We start from the raw sequence: 13,025 nt of genomic DNA, 5'->3' as shown, positions 1-13,025 counted from the left end.
ATTTCCCAGTCATTGATCCGGATACTGACGGGTACATAATAACTGTCGAAAGTGATTTCTATAGTGAAGTCATGGTCGGAATTAAAATCAATATCGGGATTCTCGGCAAGTAATCCGCTGATCAGTTTTTCATTGTATTGAAGCTCCTTTTCGGGACTGTATATCTTTAGCCGGGTGTCACTATCGGTTTGTAATTGCATGACATTGAAATCGGCGATCCAGGTATTCGGAGAATCCGACGGTTGGGAATATTCCGGGAGGTAGCTTATCGGTTGACCGGATAGAGTTTCTCCTTGATAATCATAATTACCGTTATTATCTTCTATACTGATCCGGAGTTGTAGAGTGGGGGTGGCATAATGGACGATTACGTGGATATTGTTGGTGATCCGCCGGAGATCAACTGTGATTTCCTGGTCCTCGTCGGCGTTTACGTCGATCGTTTCATGTAGGCCATGATAGAGTAATGAAGGGAGAATAGGGACTGTATTATCGGTTGTCCGGTTTAACTGTAATCCGAAATCTTCGAGATGGGTTTGTGAAGGGACATGGGAAGATAACCGGTAACTTTCGGATAAACCGGCCCAGACGACAAACTGGTATCGGCCTTGGGGAAGGGGCATTTCCATTATGTAGTGATCGAGTTGCAAAGCCGAATCTTTTCGTTCACATACGAATATTCCTTGCCGGTCGAAAACAAAAACCGACAAATGGTCGGTTTCGGGAAATCCCGGCGTCAAAGGAGCACCATTAGAATCGGTGTAGCGGAATTTCAATGACAAATATCCCCCGCAGCCGGAACGATTTTCACGTATACAACCTGCGGATAAAAAGATTAACGTGATAAACGACAGGGTTGGGATCACCTTCATTATCCGTAGGTTGTACTGTATTTTTATTTTATAGGTCACAATCTTCATCGATTTCCTGCCATTCGTCTACGGTGATATTTACGTCAACCCAAGTGTTGGGGCTGATAACCTGATTGTGGTCGAAATTATCGTTCGGGTTAGCCGGGGCTTGAATAGAATTGAGGGTCATGCGGTAATATTGGTTCCGGTAAATTCCATAGGGACCGTATTGCCCGCTGGCTGCACTGTTTACAAGTACATGAAAATAACACATCCCGTTGGTGAAGGTGTTGTCACTCAAGGAATAACCTCCGGTAAGTGCCGGCATATCCGGAGCATGGGCAATACATAATTCGGCATATTTTTCTGCATCTGTGCCGGTAATGAAATAGTTACTGCTACCATCGTCGGTACGTACGACATAAAACGTCCCGTAACCATTCGGGTTATTGACGAATTCGAAGTCTGTCGCTCCCTGGGGAGCAGTAACTCCGGTCTTGATTCTGCAAATCTGGGTCGGAAGAAATTGCCCCTGTATACTTAAAAAGGTGGTTTGGTCGACCAACGAACTTCCGGGGATATAATTGAATGAATTTTCAAGAGCATAACTAAAAGTAGTGGGAGTGGCCGTTGCTTCATTTACCGGAATCTGATCGGTTCCGCGAACAAAATCATTTACATTATAGCTATCCCAATTGTAATCTTTGATGATCCCTCCATCGATTTTAGGGATAAAATAAAAGCGTCGGTTTATATTTCTCCAGCCATAGGTGATATTTTGCATAGTCCCACCGCCGTTGACGACGAAAGAAGTGCTTTTAACGACAGCAGCTTTGGCCACTACCCGGGAAACAGGGATAGAGATCGGATTCGCTTTGGCCGCTTCGGCCGAAGTGGCTAAGGCATCGCCGGGAGTGACGGCAGGATATGTCGTGTTGAACATGACGAAACCATCGGTCGGATTGGTTAAGTCGGAGATACTTTGTTCGAATTCTTTATAACTGAAAGCTCCCAGGCCTCTGGAGGTAATTTCATTGATAATGGCAGGAGTCAGGTTGATGCCGGCAAAGATATATTTATCGGCTTTTAAGGTCCGGATTGGGGTAGAAGCTGTCCAGCTATTACCTGAATTGATCAGGGTATTGGCGTCGGTACTGAAAGATGCGATTGTCGGGGCGTGAGGAGAAGCGACATCATAAATAAAAACATGGAGGGTTTTTACTGCCGTTTCCTCGGCGGTACCGCTGTTTGTGGCTTTGGTCTGCATATTTGCCGGGGCATTGATTTTGAATGTGGCGAATACCTCTGTCGGATTTTGATCTATGGGCAGGTCGCTTTCGGCCGGCGAAGCATCGTTTTTACTGCAACCCTAATGGGTTGCAGTAGCGAACATTATCATAAACAAACAATTCTTTCTCATTGTATTCTTTTTTAGTTTGTCAATTTATAAGGGTTTTACTGGGATTTTTGTTTTTTGTTTTATATTCCTGAAGTTTTGACTTTTCGTCCGTTTCATTAAATTTTATTTGCTATTGAGCGGTGGCCGGTAGAGAAATAAGAAAAGTTTTTTCATAACCAAGAAAGAAAAGTTTCGTTTATCAGTAAAAAAACAGAGTTAGAGGAGGAAATATAATATGAGGCGAACGGGCGTTCTAATATGGATTTTATGGATGGGATTGTTCGGATTTACATCTTGTACAGACCGACTGGAAGAAGTGGAAGAGCAGTATACCGGAGAAAATGAGGTATGGGTGCGTTTGATTGTTTCCAGACCTTATTCCGGTAAAGAGGTCCGAAGTAAGGCCGGGAATGATCGGGAGACAGAAATAGATGAAATTCAGTTGTTGGTTTTCGAAGAGGGGGGATATAAATACCGGGTTCCGGGCATTTCGATCACAAATTCAGGAACGACCACTTCGTTCAGTGCCCGTTTGCTTGCAACAGATAAAACCTTGGACCTTTATATTGTTGCTAATGCTACAGCAGCAGTATTGGCGAATGAACCTCAGGTCGGTGATACCGAAAACGAGGTACGGACAAAATTACAGCTGGGGTTCCCCCTCGGTGGAAATTTCACTACTTTACCGATGTCCGGACATTACCGGCTGGTTTCAGGGCTGGATGCGAATTACCGGCAAGAAATCAGCGGTGTGAGCATGTTAAGAGCTGTTGCCCGGGTAGATGTGTTGGTCGGTGGGATTACGAATTTTGAATTGACAAGCATACAAGCTTATCGGGTGAATAGCCGGATACAACTCATAGCGAATCAGGATCTTCCTGTTGTTACCGCTCCAAGTATTCCGGTGAATAGCCGGATGGAGGTCAATACTCCGGTCTCGGCAGTAAGTGGTAACCAGGCGGTTTCCGGACTTTATTTGTCGGAATCGGTTTCTCCTGCCGAGTCTGAACGGGTGAACGGGGCTACTTGTGTTGTCGTTGGAGGAAAGTATGCAGGTAGTGGGGAAGTGACCTATTACCGGATTGATTTTGATCCGGACGATACTCAGGGAAGTTTCGGTCAGATATTGAGGAATCATCGTTATGTTTTCACGATACGGAGCGTTGCCGGGCCGGGTTGGCCATCGGCTGATGAAGCGGCCAGTAATCGTTCTGCACAAATTAATCTGGATATACAATCCTGGGACGAGTCGACGACAGACATGTATTTCGATACGGATCATCATTTTGGAGTATCTACACGCGAGGTTGTCCTGGGAAGTAAACAGAATGCAGCGTTGACCGTTCAGGTCGATACAGATCTTTCCGATTATACCTTCCAATGGTCGGATGAACAGGGCAATGTGTCGGGGACAGCTGCACAATCGCTTACCGGTTCGTATTTCAAAGTGGAAAAAACGAATAACGGGAGGCATATCGTAGTCACTGCATTGCAAAGTAATAACAGCGACAGTGATGAACGAAAAGCATATTTTGTGATCAATGCCAGCCGTTGGCGTATATTGATGACTATTCGCCAACAAATTGTGGATATTTCGGGCCGGACGATAAATATGGTTTCGTTCAGAAGCTATTTAGGACATTTAGGAGAAAATTTGTTATTACCCAATATTTCGCCTGAAAGCCGGGGAGCAGGCCTGCAGGGGATTCTGAATAATCCGGCTAACTTCGGTACTGGTGGTACTGTCACTTGTGGAGGCTTTAATTTGCTGTTGACGAATGTATCTGCCAGTAGTATAAACGATGCTGCTTTAGCACTTGCCGATGTTATTTATTTCAATTATGTCAGTAATGGTGATTTAAGGATTGATCTTTCACCCGTCGGCAGATGGTTGAAGGCTTCTGCAAAACGGGTATTGATTTTGTCTTTCGATTCCCAGGGAGTCAATACTCCTATCATGCAGGAATTTCTCGGAAGTACTCCGGATTTGATGCAAACTTCACCGAAAAGCGGTTCATATCCGTTGGCCGGAAAGTCGGCTTCTGATTTTTTTACGGATATGGGGCCCTTTACTGTCACGCCTTATACTCCTGTCGATGCAAATTTCAAATTTCAGAATTATGACGTTACTCATGGAGAAATCGGTCCCGGGAGTGCAGAAGGGATTACCCCTCCATTGAACGAACCGGGCGGTGGCATTGTCTTGGGCGTCGATATGTCTCGCCGGATTATCTATATCGGAGATATCGATATCTTTTCTGCAAATAATAGTAATAGCGGAATTAACAATTCGAAAGGAACCATCAATAGCAATGCGTCGAAACTGATAGCTAATCTGTTTGCCTGGGTCGTCGGGGTCGTTCAGTAAAAAACTTATCGGAACGATAACTTCGGTTTCTAAAGTTCATAAGGCTTATGGAGTTTATAGACCCTATGGCCGTAAAAGAAAAAAACAAAGGGGATATGATGTACTCCGAATCCCGTTTTCTAGGCCATTATCTGTTTGAAAAACCGGATTTCCAGTTGAAAAAAATTACAGGATTCTATATCGATATTTTGGATTATACCGATACGGAACCTTATCCCCCTGTTACTGATCGGTGATATAAAAGAATAGTAGGGGAGAGATTCTGGAATTATTTTCCTATTCTACATATGAAAATCCGGTGACCGCATGAATCGGTCTTAGAAATCGGTTGCTAAAGGTTTGTTGATTTCTTTTCTGTTTATTTACTTTTTTATGTAAAGTATTTAAGAAATACGGTAATTACTTTCGTAGCGTATATGGCGGAAGGATTTAATTCGTAGTTTTATGGTCAGGAAGTTAATCATCTGGATCACTATCGTGCTTCGGAAAATAGGATTTTTTATCTGGTTGTATTTTTATCGGATGAAATAGAAAATTTAGTCTCTTGCTTCGAAAATGTGGCAGTAGATACACTTTCATTTTCCGTTTCTCCAAACTTATGGTAGAATTATTCTGTCGTTACTTATTCGTCTTCGGTGTTCGTGTTTAGGGACCCGGTCGCTTCTGTCGGTCGTCTAGCCCTTTCTATCACTGACCGGCGGAACTCCTCACTACGTTCGTCAGACACCACCGGTCGGGCGTTCAGAAAAAGCAAGACGACACCCGACAGAGCTCCAATGGTCCCCGAACACGAACACCTCCGACTCACGTTATCACTGCATGGAAAACGAACTGTGACCTGAAAGGTATAAACTTCTATCAAACAGCTGTTTTTCTGAACCCTTACCTTCGGAATTAATTCAGTAATCGGTATTTTATAGGAATAATCCGGTCAGGTAACCCAGGTATCCGTACTGCGGTCAGAGTAGCCTACCCTTTCATTCAATGAAACTCTCCTTCTTTGCCCTGTAGTGCTGACGGAAGATGCAGGGTTTTATGGCGGAAGACCATTGGAGCAGGAACGAGGGTCCGGTTAGGTTTTCCGAACGTCCGACCGGTGGTGTCTGACGAACGTAGTGAGGAGTTCCGCCGGTCAGTGAAGGAAAGCCTTACCGGACCGTTCCAGGCGAACCGGTCTGACGGGATAAAACCCGGAATCGGAATAGAAAGAAAAAATAAACCTACCTTTTTTAATTTGAAACAAACGTAACTTTTCCCGGAAAGTTACTTTGGGTTTCCGGTTTAACGGGTTGGAATGACGGTAAGAGTTCGCATCAGGCAAAAATACTTTACCGGCCTTCTTTCAGCAGATAAACTTTACGTTTGATTTCCTGAGCCCATTCGATCGGTTTTTTGCTTTTATCCAGACTTTCCCATTCGATCGGCTGTCCGATATAGAGCGTGAACGTGCGGTTACGTTGTTTAAACGTTTCATCCGGCAGGTAAAGCATTTCGATGTTGGCTTTCAGGCCGATTTTTTTCCGGAAATTCGCCAGGTTGTAAAAAAAGTTCGAATTTCTTCCATCGATAAAGATCGGGACAATATCCCGTCGATGCTGGATGGCTTTGGATACGAAACTTTTTTGCCATTCCAGGTCTTGGATGATCCCTTGTTGTTTACGGCTGACCAGACCGGCCGGAAACATGATCATCTGACAGTCGGAAGCATAAGCGTCTTCCAATGCAGAAACGGCGTCTTTCGCTTGGGCACCATGCTTGTTGACCGGTAAGAAAATGTTGTTCAGATTCTTTAGGTTTAATAAAAGATCGTTTACCGGAAATTTCAATTCCGGGTAACGTGTACCTAAAAAAGAGATTAAAATAATACCATCGGGTCCACCCAGAGGATGATTGGACACAAAAATATACCGGCCGTCGGGGGAAGGCAGGTTCGCTTCGCCGATCACCTGATAGGAAACATGGAGATATTCCAATATCGCATCGGAGAAGTCCAGCCCTTTCCGGTCACCGTAACGGGTAATAAAATCATTGATATCGTCTTGATGGATCACTTTTTTCAGATAGGAATAAATAAACCCGGGAATCATTTTGGCTACTCCCGGATTTTTGCTTCTGAAAAGTTGTTCGATATAGATCGGTTTTAAACCCTGATTATCTGCCATGAGTATCTTGTTTTAGTCGTAGAGTCGGATTGGTTTATAAACTTTAAGCGACGAAAGAGCAACTTTAAAAATTTTATAAACGAATTATACCTGCAAAGGTATAAATAAAACGGAATTTTTGAAAATCCTTCGTCACCTGCTCCCTTTTAGGGATGAAACTTTCGGTGAGGCTTTCCGTTAAAAGAGTAGGTAAGAGAAAACTGAATTAAAAACTGATAAGTTAAACTAAAAACGAGAAGTATGAAACGTACATTTTTAATGACGGGATTGGCAGTTTTGACACTGGCGTTTTTCATGACCGGATGTAATTCGATGAAAAAATTACAGAAGGAAGTGATCGAAACAGCCGTTGTGGGCTATGTTAATCCGGAACAATTGGAATCTGTGAATGGAGTGGTAAATTTCAATTATACCATCAATTTTGCTCCTAAACAGTTTGATAAAAAGATGATTCTGAAAATTACACCCAAAATTCAGTACGGTAGCCAGATGATGAATTTGCAACCGATGTTTTTACAGGGAGAAAATGTGAAAAACGCCAGTTATCCGGTGGTGAACTATGATAAAGGAACCAGTTTTACTCAGAAAATGTCCTTTAATTTCAAGCCGGGAATGGAGGATGGAGTACTCTGGGCAGATATCGAAGCTATGCGCGGTAACAAGTCCTTTATGCTGAGCCCGGTAATCCTGAATAAAAATGGAATCAAAGTTTGGAAACAACCGGCATTCACGCTGGACGGAGTAAATTATGTTCCGGCTATGACCGAGACTTTTGTGAGTGATGTTCCGGCAGAGGCTGTCGGTGTGGTAAGTGGTTATGTGATGTTTCCACTGGGAAAATCTACGATTAGCCAGGCTGAACAAAATTCGCCGGTAATGACTCAGGCGGTGAAAGCCATGGAAAAAGTTTTGGCAGATAAGAATGCCAAAATTACGAATATGTTTATTTATGTATCCAATTCTCCCGAAGGTGCCGAACGTTTGAATAAGAACCTGGCCAATACCCGTTTCCGGTCTGCCAAGAGTTTCTTTGAAAAAGACCTGAAATTGCAGAATACACCGATGGCCCGTAATCCGAAATTTGTAGTTCAGCAAACGGTTACTGAAAACTGGAACGGTTTGTATATGCTTCTTGGAGATTCAAATATTAAGAACAAAGATCAGATTATCAAAGACTTGAAAAGTGCTCCGAATGCCACTGCCCGGAATAAAGTGATCGATTCTTATATCGCTAAAATTCCTGAATTGAAAGAGGTGATCCTTCCGGTCCTTCGCCGTGCCGATTTCTTCGTATTCTACACGGTTCCCACTACTGTACAGGAAGATGTGCAACTGACTTATTTTGTACCTCAGTTGACTGAAAAGACTCCGGCAGTGACCGCTCAGACCAATTGGCAGTTATTGAACGATCTGGCTGTGATGGCTATCAATAATAAAGAATATTCGAAAGCACAGAAAATACTGGAAGCAGCTGTTGCTTTGAAGCAGGATGCTACCGTAAACAATAACCTGGGGGTAATCCATGCACAAATGGGGCATAAACGGGAAGCTGCCCAATATTTCGACAAAGCCAAGATCCGGAAAGAAGCCCGTTATAATATGGGATTGATCCTGATGCAAAACGGAGAATATGCAAAAGCGATTCCCTATCTGAAAGATAAACCCAACATCAACCTGGCTTATGCTCAATTGATGAATAACGACAACCGCGCAGCTTTGGAGACTTTCCGTAAGATTAAAATGCAGAATGCGATGGATTATTATATGCAGGCTGTAGCTGCTGCCAGGATAAAAGATACCAAAGAAATGGCAGTCTCTTTGCAAAAGGCGATCCAGATGCAACCGGACCTGAAAAATTGGGCTGCTACCGATATTTCTTTCTATCCTTACAAAGGAGATCCTGTTTATATGCAGATTGTGAAATAAAATTGTATTTATGTTGTTCTGATAGAGGGGTGTTCGGGAAGCCGGCACCCCTTTTGAGTGGAAAAGAAAAAGAACGACAAGGGAGACCATTTGGAAATTTGAAAAAAATGTCGTAATTTTATAAACTTGATAAAATAGCATTTACTGATTACTGCGGGGTGTCTGTTTCGGATGGGGATTGCTCATCGCGAAGAACGTTCGGACTTTATCGATATTCAGCAGAAAGCTTGTGGCTCTGTTACTTTTCTGGTTAGAGGTACATTATTCTCACTCCCTGGGTGGAGTACTGGTCGATTGTATAATATTTATTTTAAAGGAAGTAGAATGGAACGAACTTATCAGGCTTATGGTCTGACAAATTATCGGAATATTCGTCAAATAACCCGTTTGAATAAGGAAGAATTACAGGCAATTGAGGTGGTTGGAAGGGTGTTACCGTTTAAGACGAATAACTATGTCGTGGAAGAACTGATCGATTGGGAACGGATAGATACAGACCCTATTTTTACCTTGAATTTTCCACGTCGTGAAATGTTATCGAAAAAGCATTTTTCAGTCGTTAGTAAATTATTGGCTCAAGAGGTCGGAAAAGAAGAATTTATAGCAGCAGTCAATGCTGTTCGTCTTGAATTGAATCCTAACCCCGCCGGCCAGGATCACAACGTACCTATGCTGGGGGATATCCGTTTGAAAGGTATACAGCATAAATACCGGGAAACCGTATTGTTTTTTCCGGCTCAGGGACAGACCTGTCATGCCTATTGTAGTTTTTGTTTTCGTTGGCCGCAGTTTTCCGGTATGAATGAGCTGAAGTTCGCAATGAAAGAAACGGACCTGTTATTGAAGTATCTGCGGTTGCATCCTCAGGTTACGGACGTATTATTCACCGGAGGGGATCCGATGACCATGAGCGCTTCCTTATTGTCGGCTTATATAGAACCTTTATTACAACCAGGATTAGAGCATATCCGTACGATCAGGATCGGTTCGAAAGCTTTGGCATACTGGCCCTACCGGTTTATTTCCGATGTGGATGCCGCTGAGGTATTGCGTTTATTTGAAAAAGTGACCGCTACCGGTAAAAACTTGTCTTTTCAGGCACATTTCAATCATCCGGTGGAACTTTCTACGGCAGCTGTATGCGAAGCTATCCGGCGGATCCGGAATACGGGCGCACAGATTCGTACCCAGTCTCCTTTATTGAGACACATCAACGATTCTCCGGAGATCTGGCGGGAGATGTGGCGGAAACAGGTCGACTTGAGTTGTATCCCTTATTATATGTTTGTGGCCCGGGATACCGGGGCTAAGCATTATTTTGAAATTCCTTTAGAGAAATGCTGGGATATTTTCCGTAAGGCTTATAGTCAGGTCAGCGGTATCTGCCGTACGGTGAGAGGACCGAGTATGAGCGACGAGCCGGGCAAAATCCAACTGCTGGGAGTGGCCGAAATCAAGGGAGAGAAAGTGTTTGTCCTGCGTTTTATCCAAGGTCGTAATCCGAAGTGGGTAGATATGCCTTTTTTTGCCGCCTATGATCCGAAAGCGACCTGGTTTAGTGAACTGCGTCCGGCTTTTGGAAAGGATTATTTCTTTTTTGAACATGAATTTCCAACTCGTCCGATGTATGGGGATGGATTTTTATTTGAATAATTTTAAACCTGTTTGTATTTTGAGCGTATAAGATTCAGCTATTCATTAAATATTAATCTTATGGACAAAATGATAAAAGGTACAGAAACAGAAAAGAGTTTGCTGAAAGCCTTTGCCGGAGAATCACAGGCAAAGAACCGTTATACTTTTTTCTCGGAGATTGCAAAGAAAGAAGGGTATGAGCAAATAGCCGGCATATTTTATGAGACCGCTTTACAGGAAGAAATGCATGCCAAACGATTCTTTAGCTACCTTGAAGGAGGAATGCTGGAAATCACAGCCGCTTATCCTGCCGGAGCTTTATTGGATACGTTGGCTAATCTGGCAGAAGCTGCCGACGGCGAACACGACGAGGCTTTCAATTTGTATCCGGCATTCGGGAAAATTGCCGAAGAGGAAGGCTTCAAAAAAGTGGCCGCAACTTTTAAATATGTGACCGAAGTGGAGAAGATGCATGAGCAACGTTACCTGAAATTATTACAAAATATACGGGATAATCTGGTCTTTTCCCGCCCGGAAGAAGTCCGCTGGTATTGCCGTAAATGCGGTTATGTACATGTCGGCAAAACTCCTCCCGAAATTTGTCCTTCCTGCCTGCATCCGAAAGGATATTTTGAACTGTTCCCCGATAACTATTAAAAAACGATTCGGTTGTATAAATCCGGCCTGTGTGAGGATTTTTTTCTTTACGCAGGTTTTTTGTTTCGAAGCGGGAGGTGAGGTCTTTAAAAATTTTCCGGTATCTTTGTAAAAATTTGAGCGGATGATAGCGGGAAATGGAACTAAAATGAAAGATAGGTGGAATATCGTTGGTTGTGTGTTATTTTGCTTTGTTGTTTTCGGTGTACAAGCACAACAGCAACATCCGGTAAATAAAAAGGCCTGGGGACTTTTCCAGCAGGCACGGGAGTCTTTTCGCGAAGGAGATAAGGAGAAAGCTTTGGGATTACTTTTGAAAGCAGAGACTTTCGATCAGGGTTTTTCACCCTTGTATCTGTTGAAAGCAGATATATACAACAAAAAAGGAGATAAGATTCAGGAAATCCGTGCTATCGAAACGGCTTTGGCTTTGGATTCTCTGAAAAGTCATCCTTATTATTATTTTATTTTGGCCGAATATTATTTCGATGAAGCCGATTACGGAAAAGCTTTGGCACATTACGGGCGGTATCTGAGTTGGGATAAACGCTTGCAGGTAAAGGCAGTGGCGGAGCGACAGATGGAAAATTGCCGGTTTGCCCTGGAGGCTTTGCGGACCCAAACCAAACAACCTCCCGAAGTGTTTTATGAGGCCGGATGCCCGGTGTATTGGCCGGCATTGGATGTGACCGGACAAACTTTCTTGTTTACCGAACAGGCCGGCGAACAAGAAACGATGTGGATGTTGCAAGGAGACAGACGCTATGCGTTGAATTTTTCCGGTAGAGAAAATTATGGGGCTCCTTCACTGACAGCCGATGGGCGAATGATGTATTTTTCCAGGGAAAACGGCCGGAATAGTTTTGATATTTATGTGGCTTACCGCTTGTCGGATACGTCCTGGTCGGAACCGGTCAATCTGGGCGCCCCGGTCAATACCGATGGCTGGGAGGCTCAACCGGCGGTATCGGCCGACGGTACACGTTTGTATTTTGCTTCTACCCGTGAGGGAGGGAGAGGGGGAAGCGATATTTGGTTTTCGTATTTGCTAAGGCGGGAGGCGGATGGACGACAGTTGTGGTCACAGCCGCGTTGCCTTTATTTTAATACCGGAGGAGATGAAATGGCCCCTTTCCTGTATTTCGATAATAAAACGTTGTTTTTTGCTTCCGACGGATATGCGGGGATGGGACGGAAAGATATCTATAAAGTGGACGTGGAACAGGTGACCCCACCGCTGAATATCGGTATTACAGTGAATACCCAAAGGGATGAATTCGGGTTTATGGTGGATGCTAGCGGTCAATGGGGATATTTTTCGTCGGATATCAGCGGGAAACGTTGTATTTACCGATATCGGCTAGGAGAAGAGGTGGCTTGTCCGCCTGCCTCTTATTTGAGGCTGTTGACTGTAAATGAAGCCGGTGAGCCGGTAATACCCGATGGGTTGACATTAACAGAAGTGGGGACCGGTGATACCCTGGCTTGTTACGACCGGGTCGATGCCCGGACGGATATGCTGGCTTGTATTCCTGTGAATAAATTATTATGGGTGAGCGCTGTTAAACAGGGCTATTTGTATTATTCGGATACCCTGCAAGTGAAAGAAAATACGAGAGAAAATCCCCGAATCTATACGCTCTGTTTAAGACCGATCCAAAAAGAACAGACATTGGTTCTCAAGGGAATCTTTTTTGATGTCGACGACTATCGGTTACGGCCCGAATCTTATCCGGAATTACGGCAATTGGTCGTGTTTCTTAAACAGAATCCTGAGGTAAAGATCGAGATATCCGGCCATACCGATAATACGGGGAGTGATCAACATAATTATCGGCTGTCGGAAAATCGGGCTTTCGAGGTGTATAAATATTTGTTCTTGAATCATATTCAGAAGGAACGGATGGAATATAAAGGATATGGCAAGGATCGCCCCTTGAGGACTAATGATACGGAAGAGGGGAGAAAGGAGAATAGGAGGACGGAGATTAGGGTAAGGTGAAAAGAGAATAAAATATACGATAGGG

Annotated in this window: 7 protein-coding genes and 2 pseudogenes; 6 read left to right on the top strand and 3 right to left on the bottom strand. The window is 43.7% G+C overall.

Annotation, left to right across the window (positions count from 1 at the left end; translation table 11 throughout):
- Positions 1–2 precede the first annotated feature (2 nt).
- Both ODOSP_RS20145 and ODOSP_RS05350 read right to left on the bottom strand, forming a co-directional pair.
- A pseudogene (locus tag ODOSP_RS20145) lies at positions 3–872 on the bottom strand (FimB/Mfa2 family fimbrial subunit); the annotation flags it as partial.
- Between the two features lie 28 nt (positions 873–900).
- Positions 901–2,208: pseudogene (locus ODOSP_RS05350) on the bottom strand (Mfa1 family fimbria major subunit); the annotation flags it as partial.
- A gap of 277 nt (positions 2,209–2,485) precedes the next feature.
- On the opposite strand from ODOSP_RS05350, the gene ODOSP_RS05345 reads away from it, so the two are divergent.
- Both ODOSP_RS05345 and ODOSP_RS19610 read left to right on the top strand, forming a co-directional pair.
- Positions 2,486–4,618, top strand: coding sequence for a hypothetical protein (locus tag ODOSP_RS05345; RefSeq protein WP_041556434.1), 2,133 nt, complete (start codon positions 2,486–2,488; stop codon positions 4,616–4,618).
- A 47-nt stretch (positions 4,619–4,665) separates the two neighbouring features.
- Complete coding sequence (locus tag ODOSP_RS19610; RefSeq protein WP_013611358.1) at positions 4,666–4,854, top strand: hypothetical protein; 189 nt, start codon at positions 4,666–4,668, stop codon at positions 4,852–4,854.
- Positions 4,855–5,946: 1,092 nt separating this feature from the next.
- On the opposite strand, the gene ODOSP_RS05335 is transcribed toward ODOSP_RS19610, so the two are convergent.
- A complete protein-coding gene (locus tag ODOSP_RS05335; RefSeq protein WP_013611357.1) occupies positions 5,947–6,780 on the bottom strand; it encodes a 1-acyl-sn-glycerol-3-phosphate acyltransferase in 834 nt (277 codons plus the stop codon).
- A gap of 240 nt (positions 6,781–7,020) precedes the next feature.
- Here ODOSP_RS05335 and ODOSP_RS05330 point away from each other — a divergent pair, with 240 nt between their 5' ends.
- The 4 genes from ODOSP_RS05330 (at position 7,021) to ODOSP_RS05315 (ending at position 13,000) form a co-directional block, all read left to right on the top strand.
- Entirely contained in the window at positions 7,021–8,706 is a 1,686-nt protein-coding gene (locus tag ODOSP_RS05330; RefSeq protein ID WP_013611356.1) for a tetratricopeptide repeat protein, read from the top strand.
- A gap of 324 nt (positions 8,707–9,030) precedes the next feature.
- Positions 9,031–10,359 (top strand): KamA family radical SAM protein, encoded by a 1,329-nt coding sequence (locus tag ODOSP_RS05325; protein WP_013611355.1) that lies wholly within the window; start codon positions 9,031–9,033, stop codon positions 10,357–10,359.
- 60 nt (positions 10,360–10,419) lie between these two features.
- Entirely contained in the window at positions 10,420–10,998 is a 579-nt protein-coding gene (gene rbr, locus ODOSP_RS05320; protein ID WP_013611354.1) for a rubrerythrin, read from the top strand.
- A gap of 148 nt (positions 10,999–11,146) precedes the next feature.
- A complete protein-coding gene (locus tag ODOSP_RS05315; protein ID WP_167535984.1) occupies positions 11,147–13,000 on the top strand; it encodes an OmpA family protein in 1,854 nt (617 codons plus the stop codon).
- The last annotated feature ends 25 nt before the right edge of the window (positions 13,001–13,025 follow it).

It is taken from the genome of Odoribacter splanchnicus DSM 20712, from assembly GCF_000190535.1.
In the GTDB taxonomy this organism is placed as follows: domain Bacteria; phylum Bacteroidota; class Bacteroidia; order Bacteroidales; family Marinifilaceae; genus Odoribacter; species Odoribacter splanchnicus.
This window is presented reverse-complemented; position numbering and strand designations above follow the sequence as displayed.